The sequence below is a fragment of the Cellvibrio sp. genome (genome assembly GCF_046347455.1).
Taxonomy (GTDB): Bacteria; Pseudomonadota; Gammaproteobacteria; order Pseudomonadales; family Cellvibrionaceae; genus Cellvibrio.
The window spans coordinates 664,075-683,828 of sequence record NZ_JAXMGC010000001.1; the positions used below are offsets into that span (position 1 = coordinate 664,075).

Genomic DNA, 19,754 nt, shown 5'->3' on the forward strand with positions numbered 1-19,754 from the left:
TTAAATCGCATTAAACTCGGCACAAGCCTTACAATAGCCGCCATTATGCCCTGTAAACAAAAGGTTAAACATGCTTAAAATTGGTGAAATGAATCGCTTGCGCGTACTCAAACAAGTGGACTTCGGTCTGTTTTTGGATGGTGAAAAATACGGCAATATTTTGCTACCCAAGCGCTACGTGCCCGCTACCGCAAAAATTGGGGACGAGCTGGATGTATTTATTTATTTGGATTCTGACGATTGCATTATCGCCACAACATTAACGCCCAAAGTTATGGTTGGGCAATGCGCACATTTGGAAGTAAAAGATGTAAACGCCGTGGGCGCATTTTTAGATTGGGGTTTACCAAAAGATTTATTGGTGCCCTACAACGAACAATTAAAACCCATGGAAGTGGGCCGAAGCTACGTAGTCTACGTTTATTTGGATGCACATACATCGCGCATTACCGCCTCATCACGCTTAAGCCACCACTTGGAAGAACGTGCCAATGGTTTAAAAGTACAGCAAGAAGTAGAGTTGTTGATATGCGGTCGCTCAGATTTAGGATTTAAAGCCGTTATCAATAATTCACACCTGGGATTAATCTTTCGCGACAACGCACCACGTACGCTTCTCTACGGCGAAAAATTAAAAGGCTACATTAAAGAAATTCGACCTGACCGCAAAATTGGTTTAAGTCTGCAACCTGTGAACAGCAAAGTGCGCGATGAGCTTACCGAAGTTATTTTAAATTTCTTAAAAGAAAACGACGGCGTATCCACACTTACCGACAAAAGCGACCCCGAAGATATTTACGCGCAATACAAAGTGAGCAAAGGCATTTATAAAAATGCGCTGAGCAAGCTTTATAAAGAAAGAAAAATTTTGATTACGAAAGAGAAGATTACCTTAGTGTAATTGAAAACCCGCAACGAAAAATATGGCGTACCGTGCTTTACGTAGGTACGCCCTTCCCCCTCCATTAACACCCAACACAATCTTTACACACCCAAAACTTGCAACTACGTAAACCTTCGTATATCTTTTTACGAAGACTTACGTAGAAAGCCTATCAATGGAGGCACCATGTCAAACCCGACACCCGCAGAACTGGAAATATTGCGCATTATCTGGAGCCTTGGCGAAGCCAAAGTTCAGGCCGTAAACGACGAACAATGTAAAACCAAGCCCGTGGGCTACACCACCACACTTAAAACCATGCAAATCATGGAGCAAAAAGGACTGCTCGGGCGCAGAAAAGATGGAAAAAGCCACATCTACTACCCCGCCGCAGAACAACAAGATACCCAAACCACTATGCTTCAGCGCTTACTCCACTCTGCGTTCGGTGGCTCAAAATCAAAATTGGTAATGCAGCTGCTAGGAAGCGAAAAAATATCCAAGCAGGAATTGAAAGACATCCGGGAATTTCTCAATGAAATGGAGAGTAAAAAATGAAACTTTTATCTCAGCTATTCAGTCACGAGTTCAACTACGCAATCACATGGACAATCATTCATTCGCTATGGCAATGCACACTTATCGCCCTGCTCATTGCCATTAGCTACGCCTTCACCAAAAAGTCGTCTGCATCACTACGTTATTGGATTAACTGCGCAGGCCTTTTAAGTTGTGCTCTGACAAGTGGCGTGACTTTTTACTTAAATTATTATGATTCGGTCGCCATTGAAATAGTTAGTACCGACTATATAGCTACAATGAGCCCAAACCTTAGCCCCGTACATTTTCAAAGCATATCAGACCTTATTAACCAGTATATTAATCAGATAGCATTTATTTGGTTGGTTGGGTTTGTGTTATATATAAGCAAATATATGGCCGAATATTTCTACTGCCAGCACATCAAAAACAATCGCGTTACAGAACCCAAACAAAACCTACTCAAGCTTTTTGACGATTTAAAAGACGCGCTAAATTTGCATAAAAATATTCAGCTTCGAATCTCAGATATTGTTGATATCCCCTGCGTTATAGGTCACTTCAAACCCGTTATTCTTTTGCCAGCTAGCCTTGTGCTTGGCCTCTCCGCCAAACAGCTAGAAGTTATTTTACTGCACGAACTCGGCCACGTACGCCGCAACGATTACCTTATCAGCGGCCTGCAAACTCTCATAAACGTGTTTTATTTCTTCAACCCATTTGCCCGTTGGATTTCCTCCAAGATTGACGAAGAACGTGAAAATGCATGCGACGATATAGCTGTATCGCAATGCAAAGACCCATTATTTTATGCCAATACTCTAAAGGAGTTTGCGGAAATGAATAACAACTATTCCCCAGCAGTTGCTATGACCGGCAGACAAAATTTACTGTTCAACCGCATTAAACGCTTGTTTATTAGCGATACAAGTTTTGCCAAAACCTACGGAAAACTACTCACCCTAATGGTGTTCTTTTTGGCCAGCATTGGCTACTCAGTAACAGGATACTCAGAAGAGAAAAAATCTGAAGCAGATACCTTCAGCATACAAATAGAGAAGGAACCCCTATCCACGCTATTAAAACTAACCGAAGGCTATTGCGCGGATATCAAAGGGAAAATTTCTCTGAAACACCCCGATCAACCAATTTCAGGAAATTTTCCAGATTTGGAATGTCGGTCTGTAGAGCGCATGATAAAAGGCTTAGACGATAGTCTTAATCAAAGCCTAACTGGCATAGTAGTCGATGAAAAAAATATACCTTTGAAAACCTTAGCTAATAAGATTGAAAGCTACTGCCCAGAACTAAAAGGAAAAATAACAATAAACAACCCGGACACATTGGTAAGCTTTAAGGCAGAAAACCTTCCATGTGGGGGCATTCAAGACGCTATCAAACACATGGATACCAGCGAAGGCGGTCAATCGGTTCGTGTAGGGAAAATAGAAAAAATTGAGATTAAAGAACCAAGCGAATACGAAAAAGCATTTTATAAGGAACTTAATTTTCCCAAAGAAATTGTAGACAAGGGCTACACTGGGGATTGTACAGTGACATTCACGGTGGACCTGAAAGGATTGGGCAAAGATATAGTGCCAACATGCGTAAGCCCCAACGATGAACAAAAGCGCTATTTTGAAAATTTAATCAGTAACACCGCTAAAAAAGCTAAGTTCCCCATAAAAATGGAGGATGGACACGCAGTGACTGCAAAGGGAATTAGCATTCGAATCAAGTGGCGCAATGAGACTAAAGCCACGACATCCAACGCAAGCGACACTTCACACATCGCAACCACGCAATACAATCAAAGCAACTCAACTACAAACAACAACGAAGACCATCAAACCGAAGATGGGGATTTCAAATCCGGACTATCAATCAATAGCCAAGCAAATATAGCCAGCTACAAAGACATTGAATTCGCGCCTCTATTTTTGGGAAAAAAATTAATTGATACCACGGACGCCAAAAGTTACAGATATGCCCAACGCGAATTCGGCGGTTTTGATCGTGAATTTATTTCAGCAACTAATAACAGTCTACTCAAGGCCATTAATAGCGATAAAAGTTCGGTGCTCAACCCCAATGGCACAAAAAGCCTTATCGGTGAAATTTATATCTTTAAAATTAAACCCTATTGGGAACGTGAACTTATTCCCTATACAGAAAATGGAAACGGAGCCAATGCGGCGATCACACAGGGCACAAAGAAATTTCCATTCAGAGCAAAAGTTTTTCTTGGTGTTGTGCTAAAAGACGCTGAATCAAAAGAAATTGTTGCGGTATTGAAAGACCAGTTCACTCACGAAGAGTCCAAAACATGGTTTAACAACATGTCGGATCAGCAGAAGTCTCGCTTTATTAACGAAAAAATAATTGCGAATATCCGGGAAAGCGTTAATAAAGCAACCAGCGGACTTATTGCTTTCAGCCAACATCGTGCTCCGCTTAGCGAAACCCAAAACACTATTCACCTTATTAGCTTTGACGCACAGAATATTGAACCAAGAGCAGGAAACTATGACGCAATGGTTGTAAAAAATAGCAACTTATAGATACCAAAAAAGCAATTTACTGAAGTAAAACAGCACCAACCACTAACACTTAATTTAACAGGAAGGAAAAATATGTTACGTAATCGTATCAAGCGTCTTTTCATCAAAGAAGCAAGTTTCGGAAAAACCTATGGAAAAACAGTGGCAATTATGGCGTTATTTCTTGCGGGTGCTGGTTTCTCGATTACCGGCTATTCGACGGAAGATAAATCAGCGAATGATAGTTTTAGCGTAAAGTTGGATAAAGAACCACTTTCTACATTTTTAAAACTTGCTCAAGATTTTTGCCCGACCATGCCGAAAACCATCCAACTCAAGAATGCTGACAAAACCTTGTCTGGAAATTTTCCTGATCTAAGTTGCAAAAATGCCGAGCAAGTTATCAAGAAACTGGATGATGGCCTTAGCAAAAACACATCGCCTGCAACAACAGCTGAAGACACATTCAATGTTAAGCTAGACAAGGAGCCTTTATCAAGCTTCCTTAAACTAACCCAGGACTTCTGCCCTGAAATCCCCAAAAATATGAAGTTGAAAAATGCAAACAAAGTTGTATCAGGAAATTATTCAGGCATTAAATGCTCGGACGCTGAAAGAATTATAAAAGGTTTAGACGAAAGTAAATAATCATAAAGTTAGTGCCCCTTCACGAAAAGGAAGGCGCACTAACTTTTCAAAGATTTTTAGAAGTTATCAGTCACCTTCTACAGTCGCCCGATGCACTTCTAACCACAATCTACACCAAACTCTTACTCACCACTTCAAACACGTCTTTAGACAAATCAGGTTCCGCCATAATGCGTTCAAGCTGGGCTTTCATAAGCAGTTGACGAGCAGGTGCGTATTTTTTCCATTTGGTCAGTGGCGTGAGCAAACGAGATGCAATCTGCGGGTTTTGTGCATTTAACACAATGATTTTATCAGCAAGGAATTTGTATCCATCTCCGGCTTTGTCGTGGAAGTTGATCGCATTGTTATTGCAGAAACTCGAAATGAGTGCGCGAATTTTGTTGGGGTTTTTGCTGTCGTAGGCGTTGTGGACTTCCAGTGCCTTTACGCGTGCCAGTGTATTGGACAGACTGCATGTTGCTTGAACGGTGAGCCATTGATTCACAACCAAGGATTCATCTTTCCATTTTTCGTAGAAGTCAGCCAAGGCATTGCCAGACAGTTGTTGCGCAAAAGCCGATTCTGCATTGACCAATTGCGTTAAGGCAGCCATGACATCGGTCATATTATTCGCTGTTAAATATTGTTGCTCGCAAGCACGCACAATGTCGTCATCGTTCAATAACATCAGGTACGCAAGGGCAACATTCTTTAAGCTGCGTTTTGCGATTGCATCTGCCGTGGCGGCGTAGACTTGTTGGTGATCGTAAGCGCTATAAATCCTAGCGAATTCGTTGCGTAACTCCACCGCAATTTTTTTACGTACCGCAGCGCGGCTGTAATGAATTGCTTCTACGTCAACCATATCCGCCAATTCGCTGATATAAGCTTCGGACGGCAAAGTCAGCATATAGGCGACCATGGCTTGATCGAGGCTTTCGTCTTGCAACACATTGCGGAAAGCTTGAATCAAACGACTATCAATTTCCACTGCATTAATATTTTCGCCACGTTGATAAGCGGCGATCACGTCACTGATCACTTGCAACGCAAGCTGTTGGCTCGCATCCCAACGGTTGAATCCGTCGCTATCTCGACTCATCAACAACATTAAATCTTCGCGTGAATAACCGTATTGCAATTTCACCGGCGCAGAGAAACCACGCAACAAGGATGGAACAGGCTTTTCTTGTACACGCGAGAATACAAAAGTTTGCTCTGCCTGGGTCAGCTCAATCACTTTATGGGTATTATCGTCTGTTTCAAAATCTGGCTCAGCATCTTTTAAATAAAGCGGCAAATCACCTGCACTCCCCAACAACCCCATCGCAATAGGTATATGGAATGGTAATTTTTGCTGGCACTCGGGTGTGGGTGGGCAAGATTGTTTGATATGCAATGCGTATTCTTGTGTTTCTTCGTTGTATTCATCTGTTACTCGTAAACGCGGTGTGCCAGCTTGTGAATACCAACGCTTGAATTGGGTTAAATCTTTACCTGAAGCATCTGCAAGCGCTGCCACAAAATCTTCTGTAGTGACAGCTTGTCCATCGTGACGCTCAAAGTATAAATCGGTTCCTTTGCGGAAATTTTCTTTACCCAACAAATTTGCCAACATACGAACAATTTCTGCACCTTTTTCGTAAATCGTCATGGTGTAAAAATTCGAAATCTCGATGTAAGACTCAGGGCGAATCGGATGCGCCATTGGCCCAGCATCTTCAGCAAATTGAAGTGTACGCAACAAACTCACATCTTCCACACGTTTAACGGTGCGCGAGCCCATATCCGCAGAGAATTCTGAATCGCGGTAAACCGTAAAACCTTCTTTCAAACTTAATTGGAACCAATCACGACAGGTTACTCGGTTGCCCGTCCAATTATGAAAATATTCGTGTGCCACTACGCCTTCAACGCGCTGAAAGCCCGCGTCAGTTGTTGTTTCTGGTTTTGCTAAGACGCAAGAGGTGTTGAAAATATTCAATCCTTTGTTTTCCATAGCACCCATATTGAAATCATCAACTGCTACAATCATAAAGATATCAAGATCGTATTCACGCCCATAAACCTCCTCATCCCAACGCATGGAATTTTTTAGGGATGTCATGGCGTGATCGCATTTATCTAAATCTTTCGGTTCAACGTAGATTTTTAATGCAACTTCGCGATTGGAGCAGGTGGTGAATTTATCTTCTATGTGAGCGAGGTCGCCCGCCACCAACGCGAATAAATAAGCGGGTTTCTTAAAAGGGTCATGCCAAGTCGCAAAATGACGATTATTATCCAACTGCCCTTTTTCAATCAAATTCCCATTGGATAAAAGCACGGGGAATTTTTTATCTGAAACCACTGTTGTAGTGAACTCACTCATCACATCGGGTCGATCAAGATAATAGGTAATCTTCCTAAAACCTTCTGCCTCACACTGGGTGCAGTACATGGTGCGAGATTTGTATAACCCCTCGAGCGAGGTGTTTTTTTCCGGATAGATTTTGGTGACGCAGCTTAGCAGGAATTCAGATGGCGTATTTTTAACAATTAGGGTTTCTTCGCCGAACTCATAGGTATCTGAAGATAGTGCTTTACCGTCAATCGCGATAGATACCAATTCCAAATCAGTACCGTGTAATGTTAACTGTGAAACCTTATTTGCAGCCGGGTTTTTGTAAAGCGTTAAATTCGCTGTGACCAGCGTATACCCGTCATAAATATCAACATGCAATTCCGTTTTGCTAATTAAATAATTGGGAACACTATAGTCTTTTAAGTAAATCGCTTTTGGCGTTTGTTCAATCGCAGTCATAAAGATTCCTTAAATATTACTCAACCCATTTAATGGGTTTTTCAGTTTCGGCGTGATCGTGGTCGTCATCACCGCAGAATGTGTGTGGTTCTGGTGGGATAAAACCCGTGTGCTGCTCTGGAGGTAAATGTTTATGTTCATAAGCAATGACTGCCTGCATACACAACTGGCGTTGCTCGCTGGATAATTTATTTCCGTCAGCCCATTTACCCAACTCCACCGCTGTTTTTAAATTTTCATATATCTCAGGCGTAATGGCGTTTAACAATTGTTTTAAATCCATAGCTCACTCTCTTTAGTAATCTGTAGACGTTTTCTTAACCGTTATGGCTGCGTAGACAGCACCGGCAAGTAAGCCGCCAACATGGGCAGCGTTTGCAACACCGCCACCAATAAAATAATCAACCACGCCAGACATACACAGCACTAACCAAAACAGCATAAAGCCCAACACAGATGCAGGCACTGCGGTTAACCTATGCGGAGCAAGCCGGTGACTCACAATAATAAATCCAATCAGTGCGTAAACAACGCCAGACATTCCACCAAACAAAGTATCCGCCGCCCAGCGGTACTGCGCGATGTTGGATACTGACGCGGTGAAAATAAAAAACAACATATAATTTTTTTTGCCCATGAGCAGTTCAAGGCGGCGCCCTAAATCCCACACCCACAAACTATTAAATAGCACATGTAAAAAACCGAAATGCAAAAATGCGGGAGTGATAAGACGCCAAATTTCACCCGCTTTTAAAGAGTCGCTAAAGGATAAAAATCCATAGGTATCCATATTCTGAAAACTAATCCAACGCACAAAAGCGCGATCAGGATCGAGCGCCTCCAGCAATGCGCCCAAGGCGCTGAGCACAATCAAAACAACGCTAACCGGCGCCGTTTTCATTTGCGCAATGATTGGTAAAGAATCGTTGTTAACATCAGTGGGCTGTGCAGTTTCTTCTGCAGAGATAATTAGCCGGCCTTGCACTACATCTTCTAAAAATTGTGCAATAGGCGCAGCCATACGCGGATCGTTTACCGCAAGAACTTGTTCGCCGGCTTCTTCGTAAATACGGTGCACAATAGCGCGCTCACGCAAAAAGCCCGTTACCGCGGTTAAATCTGCTGTCAGTGGAAATTTTTTTACTACAATCCAGTCCACAATAATCTCGAAAGTTTGCAAGCGACAGTGCGCTAAGGATCAACATATTCCCAAACAAATTTTTTGGGGTGAAGTTGTTGCTCGCCGTCCATTCTGTAGGCAACCAAGCGCCCGTATTTTACCGCACTATAATCGAGGCAGGCGATATTATTCGTGACTGGTGCTGGGTGGCCCTTTAACCAGTAGTGGCCAACAAACAACGGGGGCTCATGCAAGCCGTAACGCACCATACTATCGCGGTGGTGCTTGGCAATGGGAAGCGAGGCTATTTCTTGCGGAATTGGATCTGGCTGAAACAACAAGTCGCCGTATGTTTGTGCGTTTTCCGCCCAAAATTTTGTGCGAAATGTATGTCTGACATAGCCATCATGCGTAACAACTTTTGCGCCATCAGGCAGGGGAAATGCTACGCCTCGCGTAAGCAATTGCGTAGCCTGTGATTCAGGCGTGTTATTGAGTGCGCTTTGGTGTAAAAAATTTTCGTCAAAGCGACCATCGCCAAACATAGCTTTGTGTTCAGCAACCACATCATGATCCCAACAGGCGTGAACAACTCTGAACAAATTGGCAAGCTCAGGCCGACCAAACTCCATGAATAAAGGAACGGACCTTAACCAGCGCAATATTTCTTTCCATTCTTCGGGATAATGAGCGTATTGCTCCAGAGTTTCGGCAATTAATCGAATATTGGCAGCTGTGTGTGGGCGCAAATATTCAAACTCGCCGCTCTGTAAATTTAACGCTTTTGTAAAATAGGTGATCGCGTTGTATTCATGGTTACCCAAAACCATGTGCGCGCTTCCCCTTTGCACCATGCCATGAACAATTAACATGGCTTCCCGAATACGCGGGCCGCGATCAAGAATGTCACCAAGAAAAATTACGCGGCGCTTTGGGTGCTCATAAATGCCCCGAATTTTTCGATAGCCTAATTTTTCCAACAAGCGCTCAAGCGTTTTTGCACACCCGTGAACATCACCAATCAGGTCATAACCTTCAACTGGCGGCAGTATTTCGTGGGTGTACCGGTTGCGCATGGCTAATTATCAAGAAGATGACCACCCCACCCTAACTTTGTACGGCAGCGCTCGTAAAAATTATATTCGGCGGGATGCAAAAGTTTTAATACGTCAGGTTTTTTGGAAATATGAATTTCATCGCCCATGGTCATTTCAAAATGGTTATGACCATCACACGAAATCATGGGAATTGCACGGCTGTGCTCGCCCACGCGAATCATAATGTGACTATCTCCAGCAACTACCATTGGGCGACTGCTTAGCGTGTGCGGATTCATGGGTACCAAGGCAATTGCATCCAGTTTAGGATGCAACAGCGGCCCACCACCACTTAATGAATAGGCGGTTGAGCCCGTTGGAGTTGACACAATAATTCCATCTGACGATTGGGTTGTTACGAAATAACCATCTACATAGATTTCATATTGCAGCATGTGAACAAATTGGCCGGGGTGCAAAACCACTTCGTTTAATGCTTCGCCCGACGCAATAGTTTCACCCAGATGTTGAATGGACATATCCAACAAGAAGCGTTCTTCCAGCACAAATTTTCCCGATAAAACTTCATCTACTTTTATTTCAATTTCTTCGGGCATGATGTCTGTTAAAAAACCCAAGCGACCGCGGTTCACTCCCAACAAAGGAACATTATGTTTAGCTAACGCGCGTGCACCGCGTAGCAGGCTTCCATCACCACCAACAACAATCACCAAATCGCACAACCCACCCAAGGCATCCACATCTACTATTTTGTGAGCGGCTTGAAATAGAGGATCATCAGCTAGCAAACCGGCTGTTTCTTGCTCCAGAACAAACTCCACCTTGCGCTTTTGTAGAAAACTGATCAAACGTTTAAGCGAATAGGTTGCGCGCTCATTATGGAGATGACCAATAAGGCCTATTACAGAGAAGGAAGTCATTGTTTGTCACACAGAGTTGATTGTTAGAATCGCCAAATTACGGCAGAATTGAGATTATTATAGCCACAAGTACGGCATTAAACCCAACAAACACAACGGAAACCTCCATGAACAAAACTCCGGGCTTAATTATCCTTTTTATTCTACTCAGCGCGTGTAGCGATAAGGGCACATATCAGGCACTCGGAACATTGGAACGCGACCGCATTGTGCTTAAGGCAACAGCAGCCGAAATTATTACAGAAGCTCCCGTGCGTGAGGGCACTTGGGTAAAGCAAGGCGATTTATTGGTAAAACTGGATGACACACAAGCCAAAAATAACCTTATGAAGGCAAAAGCTGCGCAAGCAATGGCGACCGCAAATCAAACCAAGCTGCAACACGGAGCCCGCTCGGAAGAAATAGCGGCTAGCCGCGCCCAACTTGAACAAGCCAACGCGCAAGCAAGTGACGCCAGAGCAAACTTTCAACGAATTAAATTGTTAGCGGAACAAAAAATGGTTGGCCAAGCTGAGTTGGATAAAGCGAGAAGCTCTCGCGACGCGGCAGATGCCAACGTTAAACGCACCACACAAAACCTGCTCGCTCTCACTAACGGAACCCGCATTGAAGATTTAAATCAAGCCGATGCACAGGTAGCCGAAGCGGAAGCCAATTTACGCATAGCGCAGCACCAGCTCGATCAACTTAGTATTAAAGCCACGCGCGACGGCGTGTTGGATCGTCTACCCAAATATGTTGGCGAGCGTGCAAATCTTAACGATCCGCTCGCTGTAGTTCTGGCAGGAAAAACACCTTATGCGCGGGTGTATGTTCTGGAACCAGCACGAGTACATTTACGCGTTGGCGATTCGTTGAAAGTTCATGTTGATGGTTACCCAAATAGCTTTGACGGAAAATTGCGTTGGGTTTCACACGACCCCGCGTTTACGCCTTACTACGCACTTAACTCCCACGACCGCGCATTACTTATGTATTCGGCAGAGATTGACTTGCCAGAATCAGCTATTGATTTGCCCAGCGGCATCCCTGTGCAAGTTGATATTCCGTCATCAACCGAAAATGCGCGGAATAAAAACTAATGTCAAAAATCGCGATAGAAACGCATGGTTTAACGCATTTCTTTGGCAATTTTAAAGCCGTGGATAATTTAAACCTAAGCATTCCAAGCCAAACAATTTATGGATTTCTCGGCCCAAACGGCTGCGGGAAATCTACGTGCATGCGCTTAATTACCGGCCTGCTTACACCCTCGCAAGGAAATATACACGTACTCGGCATGGAGATTCCTGCACAAGCCGAAGCCTTGCGTTTACGTATAGGCTATATGACACAAAAATTTTCGCTGTACGATGATTTGAGCGTGATTGAAAACTTAGGTTTTATTGCACAAATTTATGGTTTGGATTTTCACACCGCTAAACAGCGAATAGACGAACAACTCTCTTCTTACGGTTTAAACGAGCGCGCTTCTCGTCTCGCGGGGAGCTTGAGTGGTGGGCAACGTCAACGTCTGGCGCTCGCCTGCGCAACACTTCATAAACCGGAGTTATTAGTATTGGATGAACCCACGTCTGCGGTTGACCCAGAAAACCGCCGCGACTTCTGGGAAAAACTATTTGATTTATGCGATCAAGGCACCACCATTTTAGTTTCAACGCACTACATGGACGAAGCCGAAAGGTGCCACGGTATTGCAATTTTGGAGAGTGGAATCAAACGTGCAGACGGATCACCTGCACAACTTATGAAGGAATTAGGTGCCCAAGTTGTAGAGATTGATGGCGAAAATCTTCGTCAATTAAAGCAATTACTCGTTGCGCATTCCCATGTTATTTCCGCCGCGCAGCAAGGTACGCATTTGCGTGTACTCATTAAAAATACCATTTCAAATCCCATCGATTGGCTACGGCAAGAGTTTTCTAGTGAACTCAACGCGCGCGACATTATTTTGGTTCGTCCTAGCCTTGAAGATGTGTTTGTGCATTGCACCGGCCAAGGACGTCAGTGAGGCACGCATGACAACGCCATCATCAACTTATAAAAATTCCCTTCTGCGAATTTACGCTATTGTCGCAAAAGAGTTGCGGCAATTATCGCGCGATCGCCCCACCTTCGGCATGATTGTCATGATTCCGCTTATTCAACTTTTGCTTTTTGGATTTGCGATCAATACCAACGTTCGCCATCTACCCGTTGCCCTTGTTGATAACAGCCACAGTGAAATTGCGCGTGCATTAACCGCCGATCTAGCAGCAACTCAAGTGGTGGATTTTATTCAAGCCTACCCTACCGCCGAAGAAGGCGCGCAGGCCATTACAAGCGGTCAAGTTCGCGCAACGCTGGTGATTCCTAAAGATATAGCTCAACGCCTGAGCGACGAGCGCCCTATTGCGCAATGGATTATTGATGGTTCAGACAACATGGTTGGGAATGCCGTTTTAAATTTACGAAATATGCCACAGCCAGATTTAAATTCGCGCACACCTGCCAATGCTAGCAAGCCTACTTTTGAAATGACATTGCTGTACAACCCAGAGCGGCGATCTGCGATCAACATAGTACCGGGATTAGTGGGAATTATTTTAACCATGACTATGGTGCTGTTTACGTCTGCCGCATTGGTGCGCGAACGCGAACGCGGCAATCTGGAATTACTGATTACCACTCCGATTAAGCCCATGGAATTAATTATTGGAAAAATTGTTCCTTATGTGTTTGTTGGCTTGTTACAAATGGTCATTATTTTGGGACTTGGCAATCTCATTTTCGACGTTCCTATTAACGGGCAAATCAGTCATCTCCTTATTGCCAGTTTATTTTTTATTAGCGCGAGCCTTACGCTCGGCATGTTGATTTCCACTGTCGCCAAAACCCAACTGCAGGCCATGCAGTTGACGGTATTTTTGCTAATACCTTCCATACTTTTATCGGGCTTTATGTTTCCTTACGAAGGTATGCCTGCGGTTGCACAATGGATTGCGGAAGCGCTACCTGCGACACATTTCATTCGCTTGATTCGCGGAATTGTTTTACGCGCGGCGGACCTCGCCGATTTGTGGCGAGACCTTCTATGGCTACTTTGCTTTACGCTCTTAGGCTTGCTTGTCGCGGCAAAACGGTTTAAAAAGCGCTTGGACTAATCTTTCTCATCAGGATATCACCATGAAAGCCGATAACATTCTACAAACCATTGGTAACACGCCTCACGTACGCATCAACAATTTATTTCGCAACGATATTGAGGTGTGGATGAAGGTTGAACGTTTTAATCCCGGCAGCAGCATTAAAGACCGCATCGCCTTGGCGATGGTTGAAGATGCTGAAGCAAAAGGTCTCATCAACAAGGATTCAGTCATCATCGAGCCAACTTCTGGCAATACAGGCATAGGTTTGGCGCTGGTATGCGCTGTAAAAGGTTATCGTTTGATTTTAACCATGCCCGAATCCATGTCCATTGAGCGCCGCAAATTAATGAAAGCCTATGGCGCGGAATTAGTATTGACCGCTAAAGAGTTGGGCATGGGTGGCGCTATCGCAAAAGCCAACGAACTCGCTGCTGAACACAATAACTCGTGGATTCCGCAACAATTTATGAACGAAGCTAACGCAGAAGTTCACCGCAACACTACTGCACAAGAAATTCTGTCAGATTTTCCAGAGGGTATTGATTATTTAATTACTGGCGTCGGTACCGGCGGACACATCACCGGTTGCAGCGAAGTATTGAAGCGTAAATTCCCCAACCTGAAAACCTTTGCCGTTGAGCCAGAGAAATCACCCGTCATTAGCGGCGGCGAAAAAGGTCCGCACCGATTACAAGGTATTGGGGCGGGCTTTATTCCGCAAGTACTTAACCGCGCCACTTTGGATGGAACCATTTTAGTAAGCGAAGAAAGCTCATTTGAAATGGCGCGACAAAGTGCGCTCAAAGAAGGTATTTTTGTAGGCATTTCTTCTGGTGCAAGCTTGGCCGCTCTGGCTCAAAAACAAGATGAGATTCCCGCAGGAAGCCGGGTTTTGATTTTCAGCTACGATACCGGCGAACGCTATTTATCCATCGAAGACCTGTTCTAAAGTTTATTGCAGTGGCTCCCTGAGCCACTGCCCCTCCCTCTTCAACTCTTTGGCCAAAAGCCATCTATACTTGTCCTTACACGCGATAAATAAGGATGAGTTTGCCATGCCCTCGCACCCGAATTACTCAAATCAGGGAAACAAATTCGCACCCGCTAAAACTTCATTGCGGGAGGCTGGCGATCTCTATGGCCAAAAGGAATTCCATATCTACCAAAACGCCATAGAGAAAATGCGAGCTCATGACGACCAGCTACCGAGCCTACCTATTATCACATTGGAAATTCGCAAAGCGACTTCTAACCCTAACGTAAACCTTAATCATTTAAGTTCGCTAATTGCAAAAGACCCAAGCCTGACCGCCATTTTAATGAAGCACGCGAGCAGCGTTTTTTATCGCACTGCCGATAAGCCCAAAAACTTGCAGGATGTGATTAAACGCTTGGGTATGGGGGCAATAGAAAGTTTGACACTTTCACACAGCATTAAAAGCTTGTTTGTTTTACGTAACCACCAATTAAAAGCACTGTACAAACAGGCATGGCAAAGACAAACATTAAAAGCTTGCATGAGTTACCACCTCGCAAAAACGCTGCACTTTCCCAATCCAGAAGACGCCATAGTAGCAAGCTTATTAAGTGAGGTAGGTACACTAGCCTTGCTATCATCGTTGCAAGATTACGCTGCGCCCGCAGCGCCAACTTATAAAATACTTTGCCAACATTACAGCAAACATTTGGGTGCAATTTTGTTAGCCAAGTGGGGAGTGTCGCCTGTTTTTGTAGATGTATTACGTAAGACAGGTGCATGGACATTGGATACTGGGCGGCTTCTCCAATTGGTTGACGTTATTAACTTAGGGCTATTTCATACCATCCATTATTTGCAACCACAAAATGATTTAATCCCTCTGCAAGAGATCGCTGCTTTTAAAAAATTAAATCCGCAATACGCAATGATTAAACAGCAGAAGCTTTTGATTATCGAAGAAAACATCAGTCATATATTACAGCTGCAAAAAAATTTTGAATAAACACCAAAATTCAGGCAATAAAAAAGGGGGCTTTTCAACCCCCCTTTTTTATTTAACCTTTATCCGATCTTATTCTGCTGCAACAACCACAACAGATTTAGCCGGCAACTTCACGCTCAACTTACCGTCTTTAGCAGATGCGCTAAACGGAGCAGGTTTAATTGCGTCAGGTTTTTCAAAGGTGTTATGCGCATCCATCAATTGCGATGTCAAAATACGACCTTTCGCACTTGATACTTTTGCACCATCCAAATTAACGGACACATCAACCGATTCTTTTGGATTGGTATTTACCAAAGCAACATAAATCTTACCGTCTTTACCGCGCGCAGCAGATGCGTTAACACCTGGAACACTAACATCGCCCAAGGTGTAGGTGGTGTTGCGAGTAATGTTGGTTGGCAATGATGTTGCGTCCTGGAATGGTTTGTACAAATCAAACGCATAGTAAGTAGGAGTCAAAATCATTTTGTCGTCTTTGGTTAAAATCATCGCCTGCAACACGTTAACCATTTGCGCAATATTGGTCATATGTACGCGATCTGCATACTTATGGAAAATATTGAAGTTAGTTGCCGCAACCAGCGCATCACGCAAGCTGTTTTGTTGGTACAAGAAGCCTTCGTTGGTGCCTGCCTCTACATCGTACCAAGTACCCCATTCGTCAACATAGAAACCTACTTTCTTCGCAGGATCGTTTTTATCCAATGTCTTTTTCGCATCGGAAATAAATCCATCCATTTTCAATGTTTCTTTGAAAGTAGAAATCCACTCTTTTTCCGGGAAGTTTAAGGCGGCGCCTTTTACTTTCCAGTCGTTGGTTGGCAAGGTGTAATAGTGGAAACTGATTGCATCCATACGCAAGCTCCAAGTGGGCGTCACGTGAGAACTTAAGTATTCAGTCCACTCTTCATGACCCGTAGTACCACCACTCGCAATCAGCTTTGGCGTATTGTTTTTTGGGGTTTTCAGGAAGGCAGCAGTTTGCTTATAGAGGTTGGTGTAATGCTCTGGCGTCATATTGCCGCCGCAACCCCATGCCTCGTTACCAATGGTGAAGTAATCAACTTTGAATGGCTTTTCACGTCCGTTTTTACGGCGCATTTCAGCCAAAGTAGACTTGCTCTCGCCAGTCATGTACTCCAACCATTCAGCCATTTCTTGTGGCGAACCTGTACCCAAATTGCCGTTGATGTAAGTATCCGCACCCAACATTTCAGCCAAGTCGAAGAATTCGTGGGTACCCACCGCGTTGCTTTCTTCTACACCACCCCAGTTAGTATTCACTTTTACAGGGCGCTGGTCGCGTGGGCCAATACCTTCACGCCAGTGGTATTCGTCAGCAAAACAACCACCGGGCCAACGAACCAATGGTACTTTCAAGTTCTTCAATGCGCCGACGACGTCGTTACGCCAACCGCGGGTATTCGGGATTTTCGAATCTGGGCCAACCCAAAGGCCGCCGTAAATACCTGCACCAAGATGCTCAGCAAATTGGCCGTATACGTTTTTGTTAATAACAGGACCCGGCTTCTGGGCGTCTACCGTTATTTCAACTTTATCGGCAGCAAAGGCGCTGGCCGCAACTAAACCGATGCTTGCGACTGCCAAGCGCAAATTGAGTTTTACCATGGGAAATACCTCTTAAGATTCTTGTTATTGCCTCGTGACCCGCTCGATAGCAGCGCTAATGATACCTGCTACAATATTATTGTCATACAAGTTAACAGAAATTTACGACATAAAAAAAGGCCAAATCCCAAATGGACTTGGCCTTTTTAGTTAAGCAGAGAACGCTTATTTCACAAGTTTGCCGTGCATATCCACAGTGGCAGCCGACAAATGGACGGTTACGCTGGTGGCTTTTGCATCCATAGCATGGGAAGCAAGAATTACCTTGTAATCGCCTTCGGCGATTTTCCACGTTTTGGATGCGCTGTCATACATGCCCAGCAAACGTGGGTCTACAGTAACGCTCGCGGTTGTGCTTGCACCTGGTTTCAAGTCTACTTTTTGGAAGCCGCCCAAGCGCTTGGGCGATTCCCATTTAGCAGTAACAGGAGCAACGTACACTTGCGCTACTTCTTTACCAGCGACAGCACCCGTGTTTTTAACGGAGAAACTTGCGTTCACTAAACCGTTTTTCACTTCCGCTTTCAAATCACCTAAGGCAAAGTCTGAATAGGACAAGCCGTAGCCGAATGGGAACAATGGCTTATGACCTTTCAAATCGAACCACTTGTAACCCACAGCAGCGCCTTCGTGATAATTCACGGTGATGCGAGCATCTTTCACTTCTGGGTAGCCATCCAAGACAGGGCGTGGCAATTGCGATTCCGACGCCGGGAAGGTAGCTGGCAAATGGCCTGATGGGTTTACTTCACCAAACAATACGCGAGCTATAGCTTCGCCGCCGTTAGAGCCGGGATACCAAGCTTCGAGCACAGCGCCTACGCTTGAAAGCCAAGGCATAAGCACTGGGCCGCCAGTTTGCATGACTACGACGGTTTTTGAATTTGCTTTGGCGACAGCACTCACCAAATCGTCTTGGTTATCGGGCAGGGAGAGATTTGGTACGTCCATCGATTCCGCAGTCCATTGGTTTACAAACACCAACACGATGTCACTCTCGGCAGCCAACGCGGCGGCGGCTTTCGGGTCGGTACCATCGTTATAGGTAACTTTAGATTCAAGCGCGCGCGCCTGAATTGCTTTCATTGGAGATGATGGGTAATAGAGCATTGGGCCAGGGAATACCGCTGGGCCACCACGATAACCTGCAACGCCACCAACGGGGTAAACCTGCGATGAGCCACCACCAGACAATACGCCAACATCCGCATGTGAACCAATCACTGCGATCTTTTTGTAGAACTTAGCCATAGGCAATAAATTGGCATCGTTCTTCAACAGAACAATACTTTCTTCGGCATCTTTCTGGGAAATAAGACCGTTGGCTTTAAAGTTAATGGATTTGACGTTGGGTGAAACTGGATTGTCCACCAAACCGAACTCAAACATTGGGTGCAATACGCGGCGAGCCATATCGTCCAAGCGCGCTTCGCTTACCCAACCATTTTGAACCGCTTCTTTTAAAGCAGCGCCGAAATATTCTGAATGGTCAAAAGGAATACCTGATTGTTGATCCAAGCCGTTATTCGCAGCTGGAACTGTACTGTGGGTCGCACCCCAGTCAGACATTACCCAACCTTTGAAGCCCCAGTCTTTCTTCAACACTTGATTCAATAAGTAATCGCTCTCACAGGCGTAGAAACCATTAACGCGGTTGTAAGAGCACATTACCGAGCCTGGGTTACCCTCTTCTTTAGCAATTTGCAACGCGAGCAAATCAGACATTCTTGCAGACGCATCGTCAATTTTTGCATCCAAACTGAAACGGTTGGTTTCTTGGTTGTTGAATGCGTAGTGCTTCAGGGTTGAGACAATATTGTTCGATTGAATACCCGCGATTTGTGCTCCCACAATTTTACCCGCGAGCAATGGATCTTCACCGCCGTATTCAAAGTTACGACCGTTGCGCGGTTCGCGCATGATGTTTACACCACCTGCCAACTGCACGTTAAAGCCAAATGCACGAGATTCCGAACCAATCATGGCTCCACCGGCATAGGCAGTTTTCAAATCCCAGGTTGCCGCTGTCGCAATACCAGAAGGCAATGCGGTTGCACCGCGAACATCCGGGCCAGCTTGGCTGGCAACACCTACACCCGCATCAGCTTCCCACAGGTTGGGAATACCTAAACGCGGAACACCGTATACGAAACCAGCTGATTGGGTAATAGACTCAACGGGGCGTTTGAAATTTTTCCAAGGCGCATCTGTACCAAAATAGCCAAAGACCAATTTGAGTTTTTCATCCATGGTCATTTGCTTTAACACTAAATCTGCACGTTGCTCCGGGGCGAGCTTTTTATTCATCCAGGCTTTTGGTGCTTCAGCTTTTTTTGCGCCATTTGTATCGGCCGCATATGAATAAGTGGTTGATACCAAAGCAACAGCCATCGCCAAAAGGCTGATTTTTTTGGGGAATCCCATATTATTTTCCTCAATAAGTTTGAGTGACTATGACAAAGTGAATTGCGACTTATGGAGAGCGGTAAGTCACAACACGCCAATCTTCAATAATAAC

Annotated in this window: 16 protein-coding genes; 9 read left to right on the forward strand and 7 right to left on the reverse strand. The window is 44.6% G+C overall.

Annotation, left to right across the window (positions count from 1 at the left end):
* The first annotated feature begins 70 nt into the window (after positions 1 to 70).
* The 4 genes from U1F02_RS03080 to U1F02_RS03095 all read left to right on the forward strand — a co-directional run bounded on the left by U1F02_RS03080 (position 71) and on the right by U1F02_RS03095 (position 4,611).
* Positions 71 to 901 carry a S1 RNA-binding domain-containing protein gene (locus U1F02_RS03080; protein ID WP_409988877.1) on the forward strand — a complete coding sequence of 277 codons (831 nt, stop codon included), beginning with the start codon at positions 71 to 73 and terminating at the stop codon, positions 899 to 901.
* 168 nt (positions 902 to 1,069) lie between these two features.
* Complete coding sequence (locus tag U1F02_RS03085; RefSeq protein ID WP_409988878.1) at positions 1,070 to 1,441, forward strand: BlaI/MecI/CopY family transcriptional regulator; 372 nt, start codon at positions 1,070 to 1,072, stop codon at positions 1,439 to 1,441.
* Entirely contained in the window at positions 1,438 to 3,984 is a 2,547-nt protein-coding gene (locus tag U1F02_RS03090; protein WP_409988879.1) for a M56 family metallopeptidase, read from the forward strand. The genes U1F02_RS03085 and U1F02_RS03090 overlap by 4 nt, the downstream gene beginning before the upstream one ends.
* Positions 3,985 to 4,056: 72 nt before the next feature.
* Positions 4,057 to 4,611, forward strand: a complete 555-nt coding sequence (locus U1F02_RS03095) for a hypothetical protein (RefSeq protein WP_409988880.1) — start codon at positions 4,057 to 4,059, stop codon at positions 4,609 to 4,611.
* A 109-nt stretch (positions 4,612 to 4,720) separates the two neighbouring features.
* On the opposite strand, the gene pepN is transcribed toward U1F02_RS03095, so the two are convergent.
* From pepN to U1F02_RS03120, 5 genes are read right to left on the reverse strand one after another with little or no spacing between them, the layout of a single operon-like run.
* Positions 4,721 to 7,396: an aminopeptidase N gene (gene pepN, locus U1F02_RS03100; protein WP_409988881.1), complete on the reverse strand. Its 2,676-nt coding sequence runs from the start codon at positions 7,394 to 7,396 to the stop codon at positions 4,721 to 4,723.
* 16 nt (positions 7,397 to 7,412) lie between these two features.
* Positions 7,413 to 7,679 carry a YeaC family protein gene (locus U1F02_RS03105; protein ID WP_409988882.1) on the reverse strand — a complete coding sequence of 89 codons (267 nt, stop codon included), beginning with the start codon at positions 7,677 to 7,679 and terminating at the stop codon, positions 7,413 to 7,415.
* Between the two features lie 12 nt (positions 7,680 to 7,691).
* Entirely contained in the window at positions 7,692 to 8,555 is an 864-nt protein-coding gene (locus U1F02_RS03110) for a rhomboid family intramembrane serine protease (protein ID WP_409988883.1), read from the reverse strand.
* Between the two features lie 32 nt (positions 8,556 to 8,587).
* Positions 8,588 to 9,592 (reverse strand): metallophosphoesterase, encoded by a 1,005-nt coding sequence (locus U1F02_RS03115; protein WP_409988884.1) that lies wholly within the window; start codon positions 9,590 to 9,592, stop codon positions 8,588 to 8,590.
* A gap of 2 nt (positions 9,593 to 9,594) precedes the next feature.
* Positions 9,595 to 10,494, reverse strand: a complete 900-nt coding sequence (locus U1F02_RS03120) for an NAD(+) kinase (protein ID WP_409988885.1) — start codon at positions 10,492 to 10,494, stop codon at positions 9,595 to 9,597.
* 107 nt (positions 10,495 to 10,601) lie between these two features.
* Between U1F02_RS03120 and U1F02_RS03125 the strand changes: the two genes are divergently transcribed.
* The 5 genes from U1F02_RS03125 to U1F02_RS03145 all read left to right on the forward strand — a co-directional run bounded on the left by U1F02_RS03125 (position 10,602) and on the right by U1F02_RS03145 (position 15,604).
* Positions 10,602 to 11,576 (forward strand): HlyD family secretion protein, encoded by a 975-nt coding sequence (locus U1F02_RS03125; protein ID WP_409988886.1) that lies wholly within the window; start codon positions 10,602 to 10,604, stop codon positions 11,574 to 11,576.
* Positions 11,576 to 12,505, forward strand: coding sequence for an ATP-binding cassette domain-containing protein (locus U1F02_RS03130; protein ID WP_409988887.1), 930 nt, complete (start codon positions 11,576 to 11,578; stop codon positions 12,503 to 12,505). The genes U1F02_RS03125 and U1F02_RS03130 overlap by 1 nt, the downstream gene beginning before the upstream one ends.
* Positions 12,506 to 12,512: 7 nt before the next feature.
* The gene (locus tag U1F02_RS03135) at positions 12,513 to 13,637 is read left to right on the forward strand and encodes an ABC transporter permease (protein ID WP_409988888.1); all 1,125 of its coding nucleotides are present in this window, start codon (positions 12,513 to 12,515) and stop codon (positions 13,635 to 13,637) included.
* Positions 13,638 to 13,659: 22 nt separating this feature from the next.
* The gene (gene cysK, locus U1F02_RS03140) at positions 13,660 to 14,571 is read left to right on the forward strand and encodes a cysteine synthase A (RefSeq protein WP_409988889.1); all 912 of its coding nucleotides are present in this window, start codon (positions 13,660 to 13,662) and stop codon (positions 14,569 to 14,571) included.
* Positions 14,572 to 14,677: 106 nt separating this feature from the next.
* Positions 14,678 to 15,604, forward strand: coding sequence for an HDOD domain-containing protein (locus U1F02_RS03145; RefSeq protein WP_409988890.1), 927 nt, complete (start codon positions 14,678 to 14,680; stop codon positions 15,602 to 15,604).
* 69 nt (positions 15,605 to 15,673) lie between these two features.
* Here U1F02_RS03145 and U1F02_RS03150 read toward each other — a convergent pair whose 3' ends face one another.
* Both U1F02_RS03150 and U1F02_RS03155 read right to left on the reverse strand, forming a co-directional pair.
* Positions 15,674 to 17,236 (reverse strand): alpha-N-arabinofuranosidase, encoded by a 1,563-nt coding sequence (locus U1F02_RS03150; RefSeq protein WP_409988891.1) that lies wholly within the window; start codon positions 17,234 to 17,236, stop codon positions 15,674 to 15,676.
* A gap of 165 nt (positions 17,237 to 17,401) precedes the next feature.
* Positions 17,402 to 19,660, reverse strand: a complete 2,259-nt coding sequence (locus tag U1F02_RS03155; RefSeq protein ID WP_409988892.1) for a glycoside hydrolase family 3 C-terminal domain-containing protein — start codon at positions 19,658 to 19,660, stop codon at positions 17,402 to 17,404.
* Between the last annotated feature and the right edge of the window lie 94 nt (positions 19,661 to 19,754).